General features: G+C 72.4%; 21 protein-coding genes and 2 tRNA genes. 8 read left to right on the top strand and 15 right to left on the bottom strand.

Translation table 11 applies throughout. From position 1 onward, the window contains the following. The first annotated feature begins 33 nt into the window (after positions 1-33). Complete coding sequence (locus ACZLMO_RS05800; RefSeq protein ID WP_425714030.1) at positions 34-429, top strand: (R)-mandelonitrile lyase; 396 nt, start codon at positions 34-36, stop codon at positions 427-429. Between the two features lie 97 nt (positions 430-526). Here the strand turns inward: ACZLMO_RS05800 and ACZLMO_RS05805 are convergent, their stop codons facing one another. Together ACZLMO_RS05805 and ACZLMO_RS05810 are read right to left on the bottom strand one after the other, a co-directional pair. Then, positions 527-1324 carry an ABC transporter permease gene (locus tag ACZLMO_RS05805; RefSeq protein WP_463653137.1) on the bottom strand — a complete coding sequence of 266 codons (798 nt, stop codon included), beginning with the start codon at positions 1322-1324 and terminating at the stop codon, positions 527-529. Next, positions 1317-2324: an ABC transporter ATP-binding protein gene (locus ACZLMO_RS05810; RefSeq protein ID WP_425714028.1), complete on the bottom strand. Its 1008-nt coding sequence runs from the start codon at positions 2322-2324 to the stop codon at positions 1317-1319. The genes ACZLMO_RS05805 and ACZLMO_RS05810 overlap by 8 nt, the downstream gene beginning before the upstream one ends. A 93-nt stretch (positions 2325-2417) precedes the next feature. On the opposite strand from ACZLMO_RS05810, the gene ACZLMO_RS05815 reads away from it, so the two are divergent. Then, positions 2418-3272, top strand: a complete 855-nt coding sequence (locus tag ACZLMO_RS05815) for a TetR/AcrR family transcriptional regulator (protein WP_463653138.1) — start codon at positions 2418-2420, stop codon at positions 3270-3272. 46 nt (positions 3273-3318) lie between these two features. Next, positions 3319-4413 carry a DNA glycosylase AlkZ-like family protein gene (locus ACZLMO_RS05820; protein WP_463653139.1) on the top strand — a complete coding sequence of 365 codons (1095 nt, stop codon included), beginning with the start codon at positions 3319-3321 and terminating at the stop codon, positions 4411-4413. Between the two features lie 50 nt (positions 4414-4463). Here the strand turns inward: ACZLMO_RS05820 and ACZLMO_RS05825 are convergent, their stop codons facing one another. From ACZLMO_RS05825 to dnaA, 13 genes are all read right to left on the bottom strand, one after another. Next, entirely contained in the window at positions 4464-5423 is a 960-nt protein-coding gene (locus ACZLMO_RS05825; RefSeq protein WP_463653140.1) for a N5-glutamine methyltransferase family protein, read from the bottom strand. Next, positions 5420-5956 (bottom strand): ATP-dependent endonuclease, encoded by a 537-nt coding sequence (locus ACZLMO_RS05830; protein WP_463653141.1) that lies wholly within the window; start codon positions 5954-5956, stop codon positions 5420-5422. The genes ACZLMO_RS05825 and ACZLMO_RS05830 overlap by 4 nt, the downstream gene beginning before the upstream one ends. A gap of 111 nt (positions 5957-6067) precedes the next feature. Continuing rightward, positions 6068-6143: transfer RNA gene (locus ACZLMO_RS05835), tRNA-Ala, on the bottom strand. 100 nt (positions 6144-6243) lie between these two features. Further along, positions 6244-6411, bottom strand: coding sequence for a DLW-39 family protein (locus tag ACZLMO_RS05840; protein WP_425714023.1), 168 nt, complete (start codon positions 6409-6411; stop codon positions 6244-6246). Between the two features lie 33 nt (positions 6412-6444). Continuing rightward, a tRNA-Ile gene (locus tag ACZLMO_RS05845) sits at positions 6445-6518 on the bottom strand. Between the two features lie 291 nt (positions 6519-6809). Further along, complete coding sequence (locus tag ACZLMO_RS05850; protein WP_463653142.1) at positions 6810-7328, bottom strand: DUF3566 domain-containing protein; 519 nt, start codon at positions 7326-7328, stop codon at positions 6810-6812. Next, positions 7325-9928 (bottom strand): DNA gyrase subunit A, encoded by a 2604-nt coding sequence (gene gyrA, locus ACZLMO_RS05855; RefSeq protein WP_463653320.1) that lies wholly within the window; start codon positions 9926-9928, stop codon positions 7325-7327. Before gyrA ends, ACZLMO_RS05850 begins: the two co-directional genes overlap by 4 nt. 154 nt (positions 9929-10082) lie before the next feature. Beyond that, positions 10083-12197, bottom strand: a complete 2115-nt coding sequence (gyrB, locus tag ACZLMO_RS05860; protein ID WP_463653143.1) for a DNA topoisomerase (ATP-hydrolyzing) subunit B — start codon at positions 12195-12197, stop codon at positions 10083-10085. Positions 12198-12508: 311 nt separating this feature from the next. Continuing rightward, positions 12509-13156 (bottom strand): DciA family protein, encoded by a 648-nt coding sequence (locus ACZLMO_RS05865; RefSeq protein ID WP_463653144.1) that lies wholly within the window; start codon positions 13154-13156, stop codon positions 12509-12511. Continuing rightward, positions 13153-14406, bottom strand: coding sequence for a DNA replication/repair protein RecF (gene recF / locus ACZLMO_RS05870; protein WP_463653145.1), 1254 nt, complete (start codon positions 14404-14406; stop codon positions 13153-13155). Before recF ends, ACZLMO_RS05865 begins: the two co-directional genes overlap by 4 nt. Further along, positions 14407-15333 (bottom strand): phosphogluconate dehydrogenase (NAD(+)-dependent, decarboxylating), encoded by a 927-nt coding sequence (gene gnd / locus ACZLMO_RS05875; protein WP_463653146.1) that lies wholly within the window; start codon positions 15331-15333, stop codon positions 14407-14409. A gap of 26 nt (positions 15334-15359) precedes the next feature. Beyond that, on the bottom strand, positions 15360-16490 hold the full coding sequence (gene dnaN, locus ACZLMO_RS05880; RefSeq protein ID WP_463653147.1) for a DNA polymerase III subunit beta: 1131 nt from the start codon (positions 16488-16490) through the stop codon (positions 15360-15362). 444 nt (positions 16491-16934) lie between these two features. Next, positions 16935-18404: a chromosomal replication initiator protein DnaA gene (gene dnaA, locus ACZLMO_RS05885; RefSeq protein WP_463653148.1), complete on the bottom strand. Its 1470-nt coding sequence runs from the start codon at positions 18402-18404 to the stop codon at positions 16935-16937. A 381-nt stretch (positions 18405-18785) separates the two neighbouring features. Between dnaA and rpmH the strand changes: the two genes are divergently transcribed. The 5 genes from rpmH to ACZLMO_RS05910 all read left to right on the top strand — a co-directional run bounded on the left by rpmH (position 18786) and on the right by ACZLMO_RS05910 (position 21761). After that, positions 18786-18923, top strand: coding sequence for a 50S ribosomal protein L34 (gene rpmH / locus ACZLMO_RS05890; RefSeq protein ID WP_425707255.1), 138 nt, complete (start codon positions 18786-18788; stop codon positions 18921-18923). 3 nt (positions 18924-18926) lie between these two features. Next, positions 18927-19310 (top strand): ribonuclease P protein component, encoded by a 384-nt coding sequence (rnpA, locus tag ACZLMO_RS05895; RefSeq protein WP_425714015.1) that lies wholly within the window; start codon positions 18927-18929, stop codon positions 19308-19310. Next, entirely contained in the window at positions 19303-19842 is a 540-nt protein-coding gene (gene yidD, locus ACZLMO_RS05900; protein ID WP_425714014.1) for a membrane protein insertion efficiency factor YidD, read from the top strand. Before rnpA ends, yidD begins: the two co-directional genes overlap by 8 nt. Positions 19843-19857: 15 nt before the next feature. Continuing rightward, a complete protein-coding gene (gene yidC / locus ACZLMO_RS05905; RefSeq protein ID WP_425714013.1) occupies positions 19858-21030 on the top strand; it encodes a membrane protein insertase YidC in 1173 nt (390 codons plus the stop codon). A 260-nt stretch (positions 21031-21290) separates the two neighbouring features. Further along, positions 21291-21761, top strand: coding sequence for a Jag family protein (locus ACZLMO_RS05910; RefSeq protein ID WP_425714048.1), 471 nt, complete (start codon positions 21291-21293; stop codon positions 21759-21761). The last annotated feature ends 99 nt before the right edge of the window (positions 21762-21860 follow it).

A 21860-nucleotide genomic window follows, 5' to 3' on the forward strand; every position in this document is an offset into this window, starting at 1 on the left:
CGGCGGCCCGCGGCGCCGAGGAGAGGAACGATCATGGACATCCGCTCGAACGCCGCTGCGGTCCGCGGCCCGGAGGACCGGTTCACGGGTGACGTGTGGCTGACGCCGATCACGACCGGGGACACGCCGTCGAAGGTGCACTCGGCGGTGGTGCGCTTCGCCCCGGGCGCCCGCACGGCCTGGCACATGCACCCGGTGGGTCAGACGATCTACATCACCGAGGGCCTGTGCCTCGTGCAGGTCGCGCAGGGCCAGGTGCAGGTCTTCCGGGAGGGGGACGTCGTCCGCTTCCACGGCGGGCTGTGGCACTGGCACGGCGCCGGCCGCCACACGTTCATGAGCCACATCGCGGTGACCGACGGCCCCGAGGTCGGCGCCGAGACCGAGTGGGGCGCCCTCGTGCGGGACTCGGAGTACAACCAGCACTGACCCGTCCCTCGCCCGGGGAGGTGACCGCACCCGTTCCGGTCGGCACCACCGGTCAGCCCGGCCGGCGGCGGTGCCCGCATCGGTCCTTCTCCCGCGGTCAGTCCCGCCGCACGAGCGCCCGGAGCGTCTCCGCCAACCCGAGCACGCACCACACCGCGAGGACGAGCACGTCGCGGCCGCTCGCGTCGTAGCTCTCCGACAGCAGGCCGGCCCGGACGAGATCCCCGGCCGGCTGGACCGGGAGCCATGCGTGCACGTCCTGGAACCAGCCGGGCAGCCGGTCGGCGGGGAACGTGATCGGCGAGAACAGCAGGACGAAGAAGACAAGCACCTGGCTGATCACCTGCGCGAGCATCGGCGGGAGCACCACCGCGATCCCGTACCCGACGGCCGTGGCCGTCAGCGCGGTGAGCACCGACGCCAGCACGAGCACGGGCCAGTCGATCGCGAGGTCGAGGTCGAACCGGAGCTGGGCGACGATCACGGCGACGGCCACGCCCGGCAGCGCGACGAGCAGCCAGACGAGGAGGTCGGCGAGGAGGACGAGGGCGCGCGGCACCGGGAGCGCCCGCTGGTAGGTGAACGTCCCGTTCGCCTTCGCCTGCGCCACTCCCTGCGGGACGACGACGAGCCCCACCGTGAGCAGGAGGACCGTGGGGGCACCCGTCGAGAGGAAGGCCGCCTCACCACCGTCGACGTCGGGGATGAGCAGTCCGAAGCCGATGATGATGCCCGCGGCAAGAAGGGCCTGGACCACGATGATGAGCGGCAGCATCGGGCCGGTCTGCGCGAGCGTCCACCGCAGGAGGGTGCCGAGGATCGTGCCGGTTCCGGCGCGCGGCGGGATCGCCGCCGGGCCGCCGGACGTGCGGGGGGCGAGCGCGGTGTCAGTCATGGTCGGCCTCCGAGCCGGTCGTGGCGAGGGCGCCGGGCCGTTCTTCGGCCGCGTCGTCGTGATTCGCCGAGGTCAGCCCGAGGTAGGCGTCCTCGAGGGTGACGGGCGCGAGCGTGTAGCCGTCGATCAGGCCGTCGGCGCGCAGGGCGGTGGCCCAGGCGACCGCCCGCTCGGCGTCGTGCGCCCCGATCGTCAGGAGGACGCGCCGCCCCACCCGGACGTGGCGCGTGAAGGTGACCGGGACGTCGCCGTCGGACGGATCCGTGCCCTCCGGCACGAGGGCGAGCTCGAGACGCAGCCCGGAGTCCTCGCCGCCCCGGATGCGGGCGGGCGAGCCGGCGGCGACGACTCGGCCGCGGTCGAGGATTACGAGCTCGTCGACGACGCGCTCGGCCTCGGTCACGTTGTGCGTGACGAGCAGGACCCCGGCGCCCTCGTCGCCGATGCGGCGGACCGTGTCCCACAGGCGGCGTCGGCGGGACGCGTCGACGTCGTTGGTCGGCTCGTCAAGGACGAGCAGCGGCACCGGCGCGACGGCGGCCATCGCGAACGCGGTGAGCCGGCGGACGCCGCCGGACAGCCCGGTCCCGTCGGTGGCGGTGCGCCGCGTGTACCACTCGTGGAGGTCGAGCTCGTCGGCGAGGGCGTCGGCGGCGGCGCGGGCGTGCCGCGGGCTCATCCCTCGGAGGCGCCCGGCGATCTCGATGGCCGAGCGCGGGCTCAGTCCGTCGAGGGGCGCCTGCGACTGGCCCTGGAGGGCGACGGCGCGGCGCGCGACGGCGGGGTGGGCGATCGCGTCCACGCCGGAGACGGTGATCCTTCCGGCGTCGGGCCGCAGGAGGCCGACGACCTGGGAGACGAGCGTCGTCTTCCCGGCCCCGTTGTGGCCGAGCAGGCCGACCACCTCGCCGGGCCGGACCCGCAGGTCGATCCCGTCGTTCGCCACCACCTCCCCGAAGCGTCTCGTGAGGTTCTCGATCTCGAGCACGGCGTCGCCCATGGCTCTCCTTCCGTCGGGCCGCGTCGACATACTCACGGTATGTCGATACTGACAGTATCCACGTACTGTCGGTACGTCAACTAGGTTGAGGGGATGGCGAACGACGAGACGGCGACACCGGGACGACGCACCCGGGCCGAGCAGCGCGAGGACACGCGCCGGCACCTCGTCCTCTCGGCCCTCGCGAACTTCACGAGCGACGGCTACCACGGCGCCAGCCTCGAGAAGATCGCGGCCGACGCCGGCTACTCCAAGGGCGCGGTCTACTCCAACTTCGCCGGCAAGGCGGAGCTGTTCCTCGCCGTCATGGACCACAACATCGCGTTCGCCGACGACGCCGGGTGGGACCCGATGACGTACCCCGGTCGCCACGGGCTCGAGGACCCGCCCTCCCCGTACGACGGGGTCGAGGAGCACGATCCCGACGAGCCGACCCCGGCGGAGGCGGCGCAGGCGTTCGGGCTCGCCACGCTCGAGTTCATCGGCGCGACCGCCCGGGACCCGGCGATGCGCGAGGCGATCGGCGAACGGATCGGCGTCCTCGTGCGGACCTACTCCGGCTACGTGGCCGACCGCCGACCGGTCGGCGAGGACCTGACGGCCGAGGAGGTCTCCTTGCTGCTCACGGCTCTCGACCAGGGCACCGCGGTCCTCTCGCTCGGTGGCGTGGAGGTCGATCCCGCGCTCCTGCGCGTCGGTCTCCACCGGCTGATGGACCCGGCCGCTGCCGCAGCCACAGGACGCGAGGGCGCGGCCGCCGGTGACGACGCGCCGACCTGGAGCAGCATCGAGAAGGTGCGCGAGCTCATCGAGCAGGTGCGGGCGGAGGACCAGGAGCTGCGCGGTCGGCGGGACGCGACCGACGGCACCGGCAACGGCAACGGCAACGGCAACGGCAACGGCAACGGTCACGGCGACGACGACAACGGCGACGAGCGATCCGGCTGATCACCCCCGTCCGTCACCGTGGGTCGCGCCCGCTACCGTGCCGGGCATGACGCCTCGCCTCAGCCCGGACCAGGCCCGGCGCGCCCGGCTCGACGCCCACCTGCTCGCCGGTTCCGACCTGTCCCCGACCGAGGTCGTCGACCGCGCCGTGGCCCTCCAGGGGCAGGACCTCGCGGGCGTGCTCCGTGCCGTCGCTATCCGCTCCCGCCCCGGGACCACGCTCGACGACGTGCGCGCCGCCTTCGACGCCGGCGAGATCGTGCGGTCCTGGCCGATGCGCGGCACCCTCTTCGCCACCACGCCCGCGCACCTGGCCACGCTCCTCTCGCTCACGGCCGAACGGATCCAGCGTCAGGACGCTCGGCGTCGGGGCGAGCTGGGCCTCGACGACGCGGTGGTCGCACGCGCAAGGGAGGTCCTCGGTGCGGCGCTGGCCGAGCGGCCCCGGACCCGCGCCGAGGTGCTCGAGCTGTGGACGGACGCCGGCATCCCCACCGACGCCGGCCGCGGCTACCACCTCATCGCGCACCTCGCGATCGACGGGGACGTCCACTGGGGCTCGTTCGTCGACGGCGGGTCCGAGCAGCTGCTCACGGCGTCCTCCCCGACCTCGGCGGCGGACCCCGAGCAGGCGCTCGCCCAGGTGCTGCGGGGGTACGTGGCCGCCCGCGGGCCGGTCGCCGAGGCCGACCTCGCGTGGTGGCTCAAGCTGCCGAAGACCCAGGTCCGGCGGGCAGCGGCCGAGGCTGAGGACGTCGTCGAGGTGGAGGTCGACGGGACGGTGGCGTGGATGATCGAGGGCGCGCTCGGGCGCGACGAACGGGCGTCCGGTCGTGAGGAGGAGTCGTCCGGTCGTGGCGCCCCGCGGGTCGACCTCGCCCCCGCCTTCGACGAGTGGATCCTCGGTTACCAGGACCGCTCCCTCGTCGCGAGCGCGGCGATGCTCGACGCGATCGTGCCGGGCCGCAACGGGGTCTTCCGCCCGACCATCCTCGTGGACGGGGTCGCGGTCGGGACGTGGAGGTTCCCCGCGGGTCGAGGGCGCGCCGACGCCGGGCCGGTCGTCGAGATGGTCGAGCGGGTGCCGGCGCGCACGCGCACCGCGATCGACCGTGCGCTGGCGGGGTGGCCGCACCGGTAGCCGCGCCCGCACGGTGACGGGCGGGGCAGGGACGCCGGACGTCGACACCGTCAGCCCAGGTGCAGCTCGAGGACGACGGTCTGGAGGTCGGCGTCGTCGGGCTCGTCGTCGGGCTCGTCGTCGGGCTCGTCGTCGGGCTGGTCGTCGTCGTCCGGGAAGGTGCCGGTGGCGACGGGACGCGGGGCCGACCCGGCGTCGTCGTTCTCCGCGACGTCGTCCGTGTCGATCGTCGAACCCTGCCCGACGACGACCAGCCCGTTCGCCCGGGCATGCGTCGCCGCGGCCGCAACCTGGGAGCGGTGGAGCTCGAGGAGGAGCAGTCCGTCCGCGGCGAGGAAGCACGGTGCCTGCTCGACGAGAGCACGGGCGAGGTCCAACCCGTCCGCGCCGCCGAGCAGGGCGGCGTGCGGCTCATGGTCCCGGGCCTCGTGCGGGAGGAGGTCGAGGCGGCCGTCGGGAACATAGGGCGGAACGGCCGCGATGACATCCACGCGTCCGCGCACGTACTGCGGGAGGCCCACGAGGACGTCCCCCCGATGGACGCCGCGACCGGCACCGAGGTTCGTCCGTGCGTGCCGGAGCGCCGCCGGGGAGCGGTCGATCGCGTGGATCTCCGCGTCCGGGAACGCCCGCACGATCGCCGTCGCTACGGGTGCGACGCCGCAGAACGCCTCGACGACCACCACCGACTGCGACGACGCGCGCGGGCGCCGGCCCCGAGCGGACGCCTCACCCACCGCTTGCGCCGCCCGCACCGTGTCGAGAGTGCGGTTGAGGAGCGCCCGCGTGCGCTGCCGGGGGACGAAGACGCCCGGTCCCACCGACAGCTCGAGGCCGGCAAGCTCGACCCGGCCGACGACGTGCTCGAGCGGCTCGCCCCCGAGGCGGCGGCGCACGAGCGACTCGAGGGTGTCGTCGTCGTGCGTGGATCGCCGAAGGAGCGCCGCCTCGTCCTCCGCGAAGACCGAACCCGCCGCGCGGAGCCTGTGGACGATGTCGTCCGACGTCACCGGGTCAGGCCCTCGGCGTGCTCCCCGGCACCTGTGGTCCCGCGCCCATCGGTGTCGCGGACGGCGGCGAGGAGGGCGTCGATCGGCGGCGGGACGGCGTCGAGCGCGACAGCCTCGGCCAGGAGCGCCGCGTAGCGCACCTTGTTGCCGCTCCGGCCGGCGAGGAACCGCACGAGCTGGTGCGCCTGCGAACGGCCGCGCTGCTGCGGCTGTCGCTGGAGCCGGCGGAAGGAGCCGAGCTCACCCTGAGCGTCGATGACGGCCTCGACTCCGGAGACCCCGAGCGCGCGGATGAGCTCGGACTCGAGATCGGGGTCGCAGACGAAGACGCGGTCGATGACGCGCTCGAAGTCGCGGCGCTCGGGGGCGTCGACGAGGCCGAGCAGCCGAGCTCCGATGTGCCGGCCGGCCGCCCGCCTCGCGCCCTTGGAACCGCCGACGGGCAGCACCTCCGGCTCGGTCATCCCCAGGCGCCGGGCGAGGGTGCGGACGGCGACGGCATCGCTCTCGCCCTCGACCAGCACGATCGTCACCCGTGCATCGTGGCATCCCTCCCTCTCGGGCGTGCACCGACCACCCGGCAGCTGCCCCGGAACGGCGAAACGGCCGGACCTCGTGGTCCGACCGCCGTCGTGCCGATGTGCTGGTGGAGCCACGGGGACTCGAACCCCGAACCCCCTGCTTGCAAAGCAGGTGCGCTACCAATTGCGCCATGGCCCCTCGATGCCGGTGACCCGGCCGGCCGACCTGGCGGTCGTGCCGTGCGACGACCCTAGCGGCCGGCGCCGCCGCCGAGGAGGACTCGGCGGCGTGAAGCGGGTCAGCCCTCGGTCGGCTGCGTCGGCAGGGTGACGCCCGGGGCGTCGGCCGGATTGGGCTCGTCCGTGACCTCGGCCCAGATGGCCCGCTCCTCGCGGTCCTGCTGCACCTTGATCCAGACGGCGTATCCGGCCACCGCGGCGGCCAGGACGATCAGAACCTTCTTCATGGTGGTCCTCCGGTGCGACGAGGGTGAGGAGAGTGGGCCTGAATGGACTCGAACCATCGACCTCTTCCTTATCAGGGAAGCGCTCTAACCGACTGAGCTACAGGCCCGTGCCCGCGTGGTGCGAGCGAGGCGCGTACGTGGCGCGCCGACGTGCGAGTTTAGCCCACGTGCGCGGTGGTCCCCAACCCGATCGGGCCCCACCGGTCGTGAGTTCCCGCACTGCCGCTCCGTGCCGAACGTCCGGGTGAGCCGCTACCTCGCACTCTCGACCCGTCTGATGTCGGGCGTGCGGTTCGGTCGCTACCCCGCATTCTCGACCCGTCTGATGTCGAGAGTGCGGTTGGGGCCCAACCGCAGTCTCGGCGCGCACCAACCGCAGTCTCGACGAAGGAGCCGGGTCAGTCGTCCGTGAAGGTGACCGAGAGGCCGCCGACCAGGGCCGCCACGAGGTTGTAGAGGAACGCGGCGAGCGCGCCGAGCACGGTGAGCAGGAGGACGTCGAGCACGGCGATGATCGCGGCGAGCGACATCACGCGGTCGAACTCGAGGAGCTGCATGAGCTCGAGGAAGCTCGCCGACCCGATCGTGGCGAGGAGCTCCTCGATCTCCGAGAAGACGTACATCCGGTCGAGCACGAACCACACCGTGGCGACCGCGACGACGAGCATGATGCCCGCCGCGATCGACAGCAGGAAGGACAGCCGCATGGCGGACCAGGGGTCGATGCGGGCGAGCGTGAGCCGCGCGGTGCGCGCCCCGGCGAACCTGCCGCTCGGCCGCGAGCTCGAGGAAGGCGCACGACCGGAGCCGGAGGAACGGGCCGGCGCTCCGGAGGAGGACCGCTGCGACCGCTCGTCACCGGGCGGCGGCGGTGCGGTGTGCGACCGACCTCCGTCGCGGGTCGATGCCTCGCTCACGCGTCACCTCCGTCGTCGTCGGTGCCGACCCCCGGCACCTGCTCGCCAGACGCTACCCGCTCGTCGTCCGCTGCCGGGGACGGGGTGGCCCCGTTCTCGCCGGAGTCGCGGCTGTCGCCGGCATCGGCAGTCTCGCCGGACTCGGCATCGGTCTCCGCGTCCGCCTCGATGCGCTCGACCTCCTCGGCGACCTCGCGCTCGGCGTTCTTCGCCACGGCGATGATGCGGTCCCCGTCGTCGACCCGGGCGAACGAGACGCCCTGGGTGTTGCGGCCGGTGAGGCGGACCTCGTCGACCCGCGAGCGCACGATCTTGCCGCCGGCCATGATGACGAGGACCTCGTCGTCGTCGGTGACCGTGAGGGTGGCGACGAGGTCGCCGCGCGCCTCGACGAGGTTGGCGACCTTGATGCCGAGGCCGCCACGGCCCTGCACCCGGTACTCCTCGACCTCGGTGCGCTTGGCGAAGCCGCCCTCGGTGACGACGAAGACCTGGTCGCCGGGGTGGACGACGTCCATCGACAGCAGGTGGTCGCCGTCCCGGAACTTCATGCCGGTGACGCCGGACGTGGCGCGGCCGGTGGCGCGCAGGGCGTCGTCGGTGGCCGTGAAGCGCAGGGACTGGCCCTTCTTCGACACGAGCAGGACGTCGTCGCCCTCGTCGACGAGCCGTGCGGCGATCACGCGGTCGGGCTCGCCGTCGCCGTTCTCGCGCAGGTTGATGGCGATGAGGCCGCCCTGGCGGGCCGACTCGTAGTCGGACAGCCGGGTCTTCTTGACCAGGCCCCGCTCGGTGGCGAGGACGAGGTAGTCCGCGGCCTGGTAGTCGGCGATGTCGACCACGGACGCGATCGACTCGCCCGGCTGGAACGCCAGGAGGTTGGCCACGTGCTGGCCCTTGGAGTCGCGCCCGCCCTCGGGCAGCTCGTAGCCCTTGGCGCGGTAGACGCGGCCGAGCGTCGTGAAGAACAGCTGCCAGTTGTGGGTGGACGTGACGCCGAAGTGCTCGACGACGTCGTCCTCCCGCAGCTGCGTCCCGCGGATGCCCTTGCCGCCGCGCCGCTGCGCCCGGTAGGAGTCCGTGCGTGTGCGCTTGACGTACCCGCCGCGGGTGATCGTCACGACGACGTCCTCGCGCGGGATGAGGTCCTCGACCGTCATCTCGCCGTCGAACGGGAGGATGGTCGTGCGTCGCTCGTCGCCGTAGCGCTCGACGATGGTCGCGAGCTCCTCGGACACGATCGTCCGCTGCCGCTCGGGCCTGGCGATGATGTCCTCGAGGTCCTCGATCTTCGCGGCGAGCGCGGCGTGCTCGTCGAGGATCTTCTGCCGCTCGAGCGCGGCGAGCCGGCGCAGCTGGAGGGCGAGGATCGCGTCCGCCTGGTCGGTGTCGATCTCGAGCAGGTCCATCAGGCCCGTGCGCGCGTCGTCCGCCGTGGGCGAGCGGCGGATGAGCGCGATGACCTCGTCGAGAGCGTCGAGCGCCTTGAGGTAGCCGGTGAGGATGTGCATCCTCTTCTGCGCCTCGCCGAGCTCGAACTCCGCACGACGACGAACGACCTCGAGCTGGTGGGTCACCCAGTGGCGCACGAACCCGTCGAGGGAGAGCGTGCGCGGGACACCGTCGACGAGGGCGAGCATGTTCGCCGGGAAGTTCGTCTGCAGCTGGGTGTGCTTGTAGAGGTTGTTGAGCACGACCTTCGCGACGGCGTCCCGCTTGAGGACGACGACGAGACGCGTGCCGGTCCGCGAGGAGGTCTCGTCCCGGACGTCGGCGATGCCGGGGGCACGGCCGTCGCTCACCGACTCGGCGATCTTCTCCAGCAGCCGGTCGGGGTTGACCTGGTACGGCAGCTCGGTGGCGACGAGGCACGTACGCCCGTCGATCTCCTCGACCTCGACGACCGCGCGCTGAACGATCGAGCCGCGTCCGGTGCGGTACGCCTCCTCGATGCCGCGCGTGCCGAGGATCGTGGCGCCGGTCGGGAAGTCCGGGCCCTTGATGCGCTGCATGAGCTCGCCGAGGAGCTGCTCCTTGGACGCCTCCGGGTTCTCCAGGTACCACTGGACGCCGGCCGCCACCTCCCGCATGTTGTGCGGCGGGATGCGGGTGGCCATGCCGACCGCGATGCCCTCGGAGCCGTTGACGAGCAGGTTGGGGAAGCGCGCCGGCAGGACGACCGGCTCGGAGTCGCGGCCGTCGTAGTTCGCCTGGAAGTCGACGGTTCCGGAGGTGATGTCCCGGACCATCTCCAACGCCAGCGGGGCCATCCGGACCTCGGTGTACCGGTGGGCGGCGGCGCCCTGGTCGCCGGGCGAGCCGAAGTTGCCCTGCCCGGCGGCGAGCGGGTACCGCATCGTCCAGTGCTGGACGAGGCGCACGAGCGTGTCGTAGATGGCGCCGTCGCCGTGCGGGTGGAACGTCCCCATGACGTCGCCGACCACGCGGGTCGACTTCGAGAACGCCGACTCGGGGCGGTAGCCGCCGTTGTACATCGCGTAGATGACCCGGCGGTGCACGGGCTTGAGGCCGTCACGCACGTCGGGCAGCGCGCGTCCCACGATGACGCTCATGGCGTAGTCGAGGTACGACCTCTGCATCTCGTCCTGCAGGTCGACCTGCGTCACGCCGGTCTGCTCGGGTGTCTCGCTCACTGGTGTCCTTCGGTCGGCTGGTGTGCCAGAGGGTGGGGGCCGCGACGGCGGTGCGCGGCTCGGGGTCCCGGCCCGGCTGGGGCGGACGGGGACCGCGGGGTCAGATGTCGAGGAACCGGACGTCGTGCGCATTGCGCTGGATGAACCCGCGGCGCTGCTCGACGTCCTCCCCCATGAGGATCGCGAAGATCTCGTCCGCGGCCGCGGCCTCGCCGAGGGTGATCTGCTTGAGGGTGCGCGTGTCCGGGTTCATCGTGGTGTCCCACAGCTCGGAGTCGTTCATCTCGCCCAGACCCTTGTAGCGCTGGATCGGTCCGTCCTTCTCCTTCGGCAGCCGCTTGCCGTTCGCCAGGCCGTCGGCCACCACGGCGTCCCGCTCCTTGTCCGAGTACACGTACTCGTGGGGCGAGTTCGTCCACTTGATGCGGAAGAGCGGCGGCTGCGCGAGGTAGATGTGGCCGCCCTCGAGCAGGGGTCGCATGTAGCGGAACACCAGCGTGAGCAGCAGCGTGGCGATGTGCTGGCCGTCGACGTCGGCATCGGCCATGAGGACGATCTTGTGGTACCTCAGCTTCTCGATGTCGAACTCCTCGCCGACACCCACGCCGAAGGCGGTGATGAGGTTGCGGATCGTCTCCGAGCCGAGTGCCCGGTCGAGGCGCGCCTTCTCGACGTTGAGGATCTTGCCGCGGATCGGCATGATCGCCTGGATCCGCGGGTCGCGGCCGCCCACGGCGGAGCCGCCGGCCGAGTCACCCTCGACGATGAAGATCTCGCACTCGCGCGGGTCCTTGCTCGAGCAGTCCTTGAGCTTGCCCGGCATGGACGCCGACTCGAGCACGGTCTTGCGGCGCGTGGCCTCGCGGGCCTTGCGGGCGGCGAGGCGCGCGGCGGCGGCCGACTGCGCCTTGCGGATGACGTCGCGCCCCTCGTTCGGGTGCTGGTCGAGCCAGTCGGCGACCTGGGAGTACACCTGGGTCTGGACGTAGGTCCGGGCCTCGGTGTTGCCCAGCTTGGTCTTCGTCTGCCCCTCGAACTGCGGCTCGCCGAGCTTGACCGAGATGACGGCGGTGAGGCCCTCGCGGACGTCGTCGCCCGTGAGGTTGTCGTCCTTCTCCTTGAGCAGGCCCTTGTCGCGGGCGTACTTGTTGATGACCGAGGTCATCGCCGAGCGGAAGCCCTCCTCGTGGGTGCCGCCCTCGGTCGTGTTGATCGTGTTCGCGTACGTGTGGACGGACTCGCTGTAGCCGCCGGTCCACTGCATGGCGAGCTCGAGGGAGATCTTCTTGTCCGTGTCCTCGGACTCGAACGCGACGACCTCGGGGTGCACGACCTCGACCCGCTTGGCCGCGTTGAGGTGCTTGACGTAGTCGACGAGCCCGTCGTCGTAGCGGTAGGTCACGGTGCGGAAGCCGGGCACCGGGTCGTCCGACGTGCCCTCCTCGTCCCCGGTCACCTCGTCGCCGGAGTCGACCGCCTCGGGCCGCTCGTCGGTCAGCGAGAGGGTGAGGCCCTTGTTGAGGAACGCGTACTGCTGCAGGCGTGAGCGCAGCGTCTCGTAGTCGTGGTCGACCGTCTCGAAGATGTGGGCGTTGGGCCAGTACCGGACGGTCGTCCCGGTCGCGGTGGTCTCCTCGCCCTTCTCCAGCGGGCCGGTCGGCACACCGTCGACGAACGACATCCGCCAGACGTGCCCCTCGCGGCGGACCTCGACCTCGAGGCGGTGGGACAGCGCGTTGACCACCGAGACTCCGACGCCGTGCAGGCCGCCGGAGACCGCGTACCCGCCGCCGCCGAACTTGCCGCCGGCGTGCAGGACGGTGAGCACGACCTCGACGGCGGGCTTGCCCTCGGTCGGGTGGAGGTCGATCGGGATGCCGCGGCCGTCGTCCACCACGGTCACCGAGCCGTCGCCGCCCAGGGTCACCGAGATCTCGCCCGCGTAGCCGGCGAGGGCCTCGTCCACCGAGTTGTCGACGACCTCGTACACGAGGTGGTGGAGCCCCCGGGGGCCGGTCGACCCGATGTACATGCCGGGCCGCTTGCGGACGGCCTCGAGCCCCTCGAGCACCTGGATGTTCTCGGCGCCGTACTGCCCTTGGGGACGCGCGGAGCCGGCCGGGTCCTGGCCGGGGGTCGACGGGGAGCCCGGTGCAGCTGCGGCCGTCCCGTCGGCAGGGGTCTCGGGGGACGATGCGCTGCTCTCTGCTGCCACGGTCGACGGTTCTCCTCGGCTCTCGAACGACACGGGGACGGGTGCCCGCCCCCTCGGTCGCCTCGTGTCCGACCCCGGGGCGCGCTGCCCCGGACGACGCCGGACCGGTCAGGAGATTCTACCGCGGACAGCGCTCACCACCCAATCATCCACAGGCTGTGTCCACAGGCTGTGGGCTGTTATGTCCCACGCCGCCCCGGGGGGATCGTCGGGACCGCGCGCCACCGCGCCGCGAGCCCCGCGGCCCCGCGGCCCCGCCACTGCTCGCAGCCGCATCCACGCTGTCGCACGCCACTGCCGGCGAGCGAGGGTCAGCCGTACGTGTCGCGTGGCCCCCGCCCCCCGCGCACGGCGAACCGGCCGTGCTTCCAGCTCGGCCCGCCCGGTCCGAGCACGGTGATCGACGTGACCGTCCCGGCGCCGGCCTCCTCCTCGATCCGCCGCTCGAGCTGCGGGAGCAGGAGCCGCACCTGGGTAGCCCACGCGGTCGACGACGTGCGCAGGACGAGCTCCCCCTCGGCGAAGGTCTCGACCTCGCAGTGGTCCGCGACCTGCTCACCGACGATCTCCCGCCACCTGGTGACGACGGTCGCGAGGGAGAGCTCGCGTCCCCAGCCCCGACGTCGCACGAGCTGCGCCCCGATGCTGCCGAGGAGCTGGGGGTCCCGGCGGGACGGCGAGGATCCTGAGCCGGCCCACCCGAGTCCGGGCCCCGGGCGCCACGGCCGGCCGGACCCGCTCTCCTGCGGCGCCGTCCCGTCGTCGGTGTCGTCCGTGTCGTCCTGCCCTCCGCGCACCCATCCCCCACGACGACGAGGGGCGGGCGTCGTGCGCAGCCCCTTGTCCCATGCTGCGGCCCGCGCACGCGCGAGCACGGCGTGCGCGAGCGCGTCGGGCGAGGCAGGCAGGACGTCCGCCGCGTCGACGTCGTCGCCCGTGGTCGGCCCGTCGGCGCTCATGCCGCACCCCGCACGGTGGCGGTCCCGTCGGCGACGTCGACCCGGGTGCCGGCGAGCTCCTCGGGAACGTCCTCGTCGACGGCGGCGGTCAGCAGCACCTGCTCGGCCTCGGCGACCATGCCGGCGAGCCTGCTGCGCCGGCGGGAGTCGAGCTCGGCGAAGACGTCGTCGAGGACGAGTACCGGGTCGCCCCCGCCGGTCTCGGCCGCGGCGTCGCGCAGGACCCGCCAGGCGGCCAGCCGCAGCGCGAGGGCGTACGACCAGGACTCGCCGTGGCTCGCGTACCCGCGCGCCGGCAGCGGACCGAGGGCGAGGGCGAGGTCGTCGCGGTGCGGGCCGACGAGGCACACGCCCCGCTCGACCTCCCGCGGGCGGGCCTCCCCCAGGGCGGCGAGCATCCGCTCGGCGACGGCGGCCGGGTCCATGAGCGCGGCCTCGAGCTCGGCCGCGCGGTCGCGAGCCGCGCGGGCGGCGTCGTCGTCGACGGTGTCCGGCCCCGTGACCCCGGCGAGGAGGGCCGCGTCCGGGTCGGGCCCGCCCTCGGCGCCCACCAGCGAGGTCCGCCCGTCGATCCGCGCCTCCCCCTGCCCGCCGGAGACCTGCTCGTAGGCCTCGGCGACGTGGGGACGCAGGCGCGCGACGAGGTCCGCGCGCGCGGCGACGATCTCGGCACCGGCCTCGGCGAGCTGGGCGTCCCACACGTCCAGCGTGGACAGGTCGACGCTGCGACCCGCACGGGCGGCGGCCCCGGCGGACTTGAGCAGCGCGACGCGTTGACGCAGGACCCGGTCGTAGCGCTGACGCACCTCGGACAGTCGCGGGCGCAGCTGGACGAGGAGGTCGTCGAGGTACCGCCGCCGCCCCGAGGGGTCGCCGCGGACGAGCTCGAGGTCCTCGGGCGCGAACACGACGAGCCGCAGGTGCCCGAGCAGGTCCCGCGGGCGGGCGGGGTGCCGGTCGAGCCGCGCGCGGTTGGCCCGGCCGGCGATGATCTCCACCTCGAGGAGGGTGTCCCGGTCGTCGTCACGCACCTTCGCCCGCACGACGGCGCCGGGCGTCCCTCGGCGGACGAGCGCCGTGTCCGCCGCCACCCGGTGGGAGCTGAAGGTGGCGAGGTAGCCGACGGCCTCGACGATGTTCGTCTTGCCCTGCCCGTTGGGTCCGACGAACGCCGTGACTCCCGGCTCGAGGGCCAGCACGAGCTCGCGGTAGGAGCGGAAGTCGCTCAGCGCGAGGTCGGTGACCCGCACCTAGCTCGTGGCGGGCCCCACCGGCGGTTCTCCGGCGGGGTCCTGCGCCGGCTTGGTGGCGTGCGCGCCGAACTGGTTGCGCATCGCCGCGACCATGCGCATCGCGGGCGAGTCCTCCTGGCGGGAGGTGAAGCGGGCGAACAGCGAGGCCGAGATCGCGGGGACCGGGACCGCGGCGTCGATGGCGGCGTCGATCGTCCACCGGCCCTCGCCGGAGTCCTCGACGTAGCCGCGGATGTCGTCGAGGTCCGGGTCGCCGTCGAGCGCGAGCACCATGAGGTCGAGGAGCCAGGACCGCACGACCGTGCCCCGGCGCCAGGCGTTGAGGACCGCGCCCGGGTCGTCGACGAGGTCGTCGCGGGCGTGCATGAGCTCGTAGCCCTCGGCGTAGGCCTGCATGAGGCCGTACTCGATGCCGTTGTGGACCATCTTGGTGAAGTGGCCGGCGCCGACCGGGCCGGCGTGGACGAAGCCCTCCTCGCGGGGACCCTCGGGGCGCAGCGCGTCGAAGACCGGCATGAGCCGCTCGACGTCCTCGGGCGAGCCGCCGACCATGAGCCCGTAGCCGACCTCCTTGCCCCAGACGCCGCCGGAGACCCCGGTGTCGACGTAGTGGATGCCGTTCTCCGCGAGCCGGGCGGCGTTCGCCTGGTCCTCCTCGAAGTGCGAGTTGCCGCCCTCGACCACGAGGTCGCCCTCGTCCAGGAGCTCGGCGAGCTCGGCGAGGGTGCCGCGCGTCGGGTCGCCGGCCGGGACCATCACCCACAGGTTCCGCGGGGCGGGCAGGGCCTCGACCAGCTCGGCCAGGGTGGCGACGTCGGACACCTCCGGGTCGCGGTCGTAGCCCGTGAGGGTCAGTCCCGCGGCTCGCAGCCGCTCGGCCATGTTGCCGCCCATGCGGCCCAGACCGATCATCCCGAGGTGCATGCGAACTCCTTCGTCTGACCGGCCGATCAGCCGGCGAAGCGGATGGGCATGAGGAGGTAGCGGAACTCTCCGGAGTCCTCGCCGTCGGCCTCGTCCTGTCCCGTGAGGGTCGCCGGCTTGGAGGGGTGGGTGAAGGACAGCCGGGCGAGCGGGCGCGTGAGCGCGCCGAGCCCGTCGAGCAGGTAGACCGGGTTGAACGCGGTGGTGATCGGCTCGCCGACGAGGGTGGCCTCGAGGGCCTCCGACGCCTGCGCGTCGTCCCCCTGACCGGCCTCGAGGACGACCTGCCCCTCGGTGAACGACAGGCGGATCGGGGTGTTGCGCTCGGCCACGAGGCTCACGCGCTTGGCCGCGGCGATGAGCTCGGCCGCGTCGACGACCGCGTGGGTCGGCGTCTCGTCGGGGAAGAGGCGGCGCACCGGCGGGTAGTCGCCGTCCACGAGCAGCGAGGTCGTGCGGCGGCCGCCGGCCTCGAAGCCGATGAGCGAGCCGGCGCCGGAGGTGTCGAGGTCGACCTCGACAGCCCCCGCGGAGGTGAGCGACTTCGCGACGTCGGAGAGCGTGCGGGCGCGGACGAGCGCGACGGCCGAGACTGGTTCGTCCCCGGCGGGGTGCCAGGGCAGCTCGCGCATCGCGAGCCGGTACCGGTCGGTGGCGAGCAGCGTGATCGTGTCGCCCTCGATCTCGACGCGGACGCCCGTGAGCAGCGGCAGCGTCTCGTCGCGGGAGGCGGCGGTCGTCACCTGGGCCACGGCCTCGGCCAGCACGTCGGCGTCGATCGTGCCCGCCGTGTCCGGCATCGCCGGCAGCGCCGGGTACTCCTCGACCGGCATGGACGTCAGGGTGAACCGCGAGGCGCCGCAGGTGAGCGTGACGCGCGTCCCGTCGACCTCGACGTCCACCGGCCTGGCCGGCAACGAGCGGCAGATGTCGGCGAGGAGGCGCCCCACCACGAGGACCGTCCCGGCGGTCTCGACCTCGGCCTCGACCACGGAGCGCGCGGAGATCTCGTAGTCGAAGGTGGCGAGCGTCAGCTGTCCGTCGGCCGCCTCGATGCGGACACCGGCGAGGACGGGGACGGGGGGACGTGCCGGCAGCGAGCGTGCCGTCCAGGACACGGCCTCGGCCAGGACGTCGCGGTCAACCCTGAACTTCACGGTGGATCACTTTCTCTCAAGACTGGTGCGCTCTCCATCGGCGAGGGTGCGGCGCACCGCACACCTTACGTGCTCGGGAGCTCCTTGCGGTCGGTGGCGGGGGCGGCTGGGGACGGGGACGGTCGATGTCGGTCCGAGGGGGGATCGTCGGCTTGTGCGGATGAACGACAAAGTCCGAGATCTAGGGTTCGTCATCGTCATCGCACCTGTGGAACCTGGGGATCGTCGTCGTCGTGCCAGGTCAGGGGCTTGTCATTCATGTGGACGACGCTGCGGACGGCGGCGTGGACGAATGACACGGTCCGTGGATGTCATTCGTCCGTCCACCGGGGCGGCGCCGTCGTCCCCAGCTCGTGCACGGATGGGGGCCCGCTCGTCCACGCCGACCCACAGGGTCGTCCACACGGTCGACCGGTGGTGTGGTTCTCGCCGCCGCGGCCGAGGTCACCCCTCGCGGGCGCGGTTCTTGATACGGGCGGTGAGCTCGGAGACCTGGTTGTAGATCTGGCGCTTCTCCGCCATGAGGTCCTTGATCTTGCGGTTGGCGTGCATGACCGTCGTGTGGTCGCGCCCGCCGAACAGCTGCCCGATCTTGGGCAGCGAGAGCTGGGTGAGCTCGCGGCACAGGTACATCGCGATCTGCCGCGCGGTGACGAGGACACGGGAGCGGTCGGCGGAGGTGAGCGCCTCGAGCGAGATCGAGAAGTAGTCCGCTGTCTGCGCCATGATGAGGCTCGGCGTGATCTCCTCGCTCGCGGGGTCCGTGATGATGTCCTTGAGGACCATCTCGGCGAGCGGCCGGTCGACGTCCTGCCCGTTGAGGTTGGCGAACGCGGTCACGCGGATGAGGGCGCCCTCGAGCTCGCGGATGTTGGTGGAGATCCGGGACGCGATGTACTCGAGCACCTCGGGCGCGGCGTTGAGGCCGTCGTTCTCCGCCTTCTTGCGCAGGATCGCGATGCGCGTCTCGAGGTCGGGCGGCTGGACGTCCGTGAGCAGCCCCCACTCGAAGCGCGAGACCAGCCGCTGCTCGAACCCGTTGAGCTGCTTGGGCGGGACGTCCGAGGTGATGACCACCTGCTTGGAGTCGTTGTGCAGCGTGTTGAAGGTGTGGAAGAACTCCTCGACCGTCTGCTCCTTGCCGCCGAGGAACTGGATGTCGTCGATGAGGAGGACGTCGACGTTGCGGTAGCGCCGCTGGAACGACTCGGCCTTGTCGTCCCGGATCGAGTTGATGAAGTCGTTCGTGAACTCCTCGGAGTTCACGTAGCGCACCCGGATCCCGGGGTAGAGGTTGCGGGCGTAGTGGCCGATCGAGTGCAGCAGGTGCGTCTTGCCCAGCCCCGACCCGCCGTAGATGAACAGCGGGTTGTAGGCCTTCGCCGGCGACTCGGCGACGGCCGTCGCCGCCGCATGGGCGAACCGGTTCGACGAACCCGACACGAAGGTCTCGAACGTGAACTTGGGGTTGAGCCGCGAGGCCTGCTCGCCGTTGTCCTCGGCGTGCGAGATGCCCCGGCTCTGGGAGGACCGGTCCGGGGTGGGGCGCTGCTCGTTCCCCCGGTCGGCGGGCGGGACCGGCCGCGGCGGGGTGGCGGCGCTCGGCGGGACAGGGAGCTCGGTGACGGTGGGCCGCGGCGGCGTGGGCTCGTCGAGCAGGGAGGGGTCGACAGTGACCGCGATCCGGACCGTGCTGCCGTGGATCTGAGACATCGCGGCGATGATCTGCTCGCGCGCCTGCATCTCGAGGTAGTCCTTGGCGAGGTCCGAGCCGACGGCGAGCAGCAGCGTGTCGTCGATGATCCCCAGGGCCCGGGCCTGACGGACGAAGGCGAGCTGCGCCGGGCGGATGTCGCCGCTGTCCGAGAGACGCGAGACGGCGAGCTGCCATGCCTCGGCGATGGATTCCGCCACGCCCACACCACTCCTTGCGCACCAGTCGCCCGACCGGTGCCGGACGGGTCCCTTACTGTGTCACGGAACGGCCACATCCACATAGTTCTCCACAGTTGTGCGCATCCGGTCGGGGCGCACGAGGCGCGGCACCGTGCCGATCCCGGAGCCGGGCGCCGGCGGGCGGGGGGCAATCCGTGGACGACGACGTTCCACAGGTCACGCCCGCACGCCGTTGACCGGGTGCGGCCGCCGCCCGTAGCCTGGGGCGTCCACTCGTGTGGACACCACTCAAACCTGGGCCCGAGGTCGGGCCCGTGCGCGCGCCCGTCAGGGCTCGAGCGCGGGGGTCGGATCCTCCAGGGCCAGCCAGCACGTCGAGACACGTCAGGGGTACCAGCCGTGAGCAAGCGGACTTTCCAGCCGAACAACCGTCGCCGGTCCAAGGTGCACGGCTTCCGTCTGCGGATGCGCACCCGCGCCGGCCGCGCCATCCTTTCCGCGCGCCGTTCCAAGGGCCGCGCGAAGCTCTCCGCCTGAGTCGTGCTTCCGGCGCACCACCGGATGCGCCGCGCGGCCGACTTCACCGCGACCGTCCGGAAGGGCGTGCGGGCCGGCAGCGACCGACTCGTCGTCCACAGGCGACCGACCGCCGACGAGGACCCCGTCCTCGTCGGCTTCGTCGTCTCCAAGGGGGTCGGCGGGGCTGTGGTCCGCACGGAGGTCAAGCGGCGCCTGCGGCACCTGATGGCTGACCGGGTCGCCGGCCTCGAGCCGGGCACGCGGGTCGTCGTCCGCGCCCTGCCGCGCGCCGCCGGGGCGACCTCCGCCGAGCTCTCGGTCGACCTCGAGCGGGCGCTGCGCGGCACCGCCCGGAAGATCGAGCGGACGCGGACCACCGACGCCGTGGCACCGGGGCATGCCTGAGGAGGGCCCGGGCCGGGAGCGATCTCCGGGAGGCGGTGCACAGCGGCGGGCCGACGACGATCGCCGGCGCGTGGTCGGCGGGGACCAGCACGCCGAGGGTGACGACCGAGGGGGCAGCCGCTTGGAGCGCGGCCGGGTCGGGCCGATCACGTGGCTGCTCCTCAAGGCGGTCCGTGGCTACCAGCTGATCGTCTCCCCCTGGTTCCCGCCGACGTGCCGCTACTACCCCTCGTGCTCGGCGTTCGCCGTCGGGGCCCTGCGGACGCATGGTGCGGGCAAGGGTTTGCTCCTCGCCGTGTGGCGGGTGCTGCGGTGCAACCCCTGGTCACGGGGCGGGGTCGACCACGTGCCCGAGCGCGGAGCCTGGGTCGGCAGGCGTGTCCCGCTGCCCGACCCGGACGAGCCGGGTGAGCAGCCTCACCAGGCGGGCACGGGTGGCCCCGGGCACCCGACGACGCCCGGACCTCCCGGTGCGTCTACCCTCGGGGGGACAGATCGAGGGGCGTGCGACGGCACGCCGCAGGACCTATAGGGAGTCACCGGGCTGATGGATGCCATTCTCGCGCCGATCAGGTGGGCCGTTGCCTGGGTGATGGTGCTGATCCACGACGGCGCCGTCGCCGTCGGGTTCCCCGAGGGGTCCGGCTGGGCCTGGATCATCTCGATCGTCGGCCTCACGGTCGTGGTCCGGATCCTCATCATCCCGCTCTTCTTCCGGCAGATCCGTGCCTCGCGGGCGATGCAGCTCGTGCAGCCGGAGCTGAAGAAGCTCCAGGACAAGTACAAGAACAAGAAGGACCCGGCCTCCCGGCAGCGCTTCCAGGAGGAGATGCAGGCGCTCTACAAGGACGCCGGCACGTCCCCGTTCGCCTCCTGTCTGCCGCTCCTGCTGCAGATGCCGATCTTCTTCGGTCTGTTCTCGGTGCTCAACTCGCTCGACAACATCGCGGCCGGCACCTCCGACGCCATCGGCCCGCTGACCCAGGACCTCGCCCGCGAGGCCGAGAACTCCCTGCTCTTCGGCGCACCGATCTCGTCGACCTTCATGCAGACGTTCGGCGACAGCGCGGCGAACCTCGACGCCGACCTCACGTCGGTCCGGGTCGTCACGGTCGTCCTCATCATCGCGATGTCGCTGTCGACCTTCTTCACGCAGCGTCAGCTGACGATGAAGAACATGCCGCCGGCGGCGCTCGAGAGCCCGATGTTCCGGCAGCAGCAGATCCTGCTGTACATCCTCCCGGTCGTCTTCGCCGTCACCGGCGTCAACTTCCCGATCGGTGTCCTCATCTACTGGTTCATCTCGAACCTGTGGTCGATGGGCCAGCAGTTCTACACGATCAAGCGGCAGCCGACCCCGGGCTCCGACGCCTACAAGGCGATGGTGGAGAAGAAGAACGCCAAGCGTGCGCGCAAGGGACTTCCCCCGCTCGAGGAGGAGATCCCGACCCTCAAGCGGAGCGCGTCTGCCGGTCAGCGCAAGCCGCAGCCCAAGCGTGGGACCGAGGTGGCGGGCGCGACGGCCGCCGACGACGCGGCAGGCTCCGCCGATGAGGCCGGCGACGACGGCGAGTTCGAGGTCCGCGGCAAGGATGGTCTGACCGCCGCCGAGCGCGCGCAGAAGCGGTACGAGCGCAGGCAGGCCGAGCGCAGGCTCGCGGCCGAGAAGCGGCGCAAGCGCGAGGGCGGCTCGTCCTCCGGCGGCGCGAAGAAGAACTGACACCACCGGCCCGGACCGGGGTTGGACACCCGGGCGAGGCCCCACCACATGGCAGGCGCCCCCGAGGGCGTCGGACGAAGGAGCACATCGTGAACGACGACCTCACCACCGAGGAGACCGCTGCCGGCGACGACGCCGGTACCACGCAGGAGACGACGACGCCGGATGAGCAGGCGACGGCGGCCCCGACGAAGGAGACGGCCGACGACGGGCAGACGGCCGACGACGCGAAGGACGCAGAGCCCACCCGGTCCTCTCGGGTGAGCCGGCTCGAGGAGGAGGGGGACGTCGCGGCGGACTACCTCGAGGAGCTCCTCGACATCGCCGACCTCGACGGCGACATCGACATCGAGGTCGACCACGGCCGCGCGGCCGTCTCGATCGTGTCCGAGGAGGACGGCGACCGCTACCTCTCGCGCCTGGTCGGCGACGACGGCCACGTGCTCGATGCCGTCCAGGAGCTCACCCGGCTCGCCGTGCAGGCGAAGCTGGGTGACCGGTCGCGGATCATGGTCGACATCGCCGGTTACCGGGAGGGTCGACGGGTGTCGCTGACCGCGCTGGCGGAGGAGGCGATCGAGCGGGTCCGTACGAGCAAGGAGGACGTGGCCCTCGAGCCGATGAACCCGTTCGAGCGGAAGATCGTGCACGACGCGGTCTCCGCCGCCGGGCTCGTGTCGGACTCCGAGGGCGTGGAGCCGCGCCGGCACGTGGTCATCCGACCTGCCTGATCCCGTGCGTCACGACGACGAGCAGCCCGACCGCTCCCTCGCCGGCGCCCCTGCGGGTGACGGACCCGAAGGTGTCGAGAGTGCGGCTCAGACGGCCGG

Source organism: Georgenia sp. G2120, assembly GCF_055326485.1.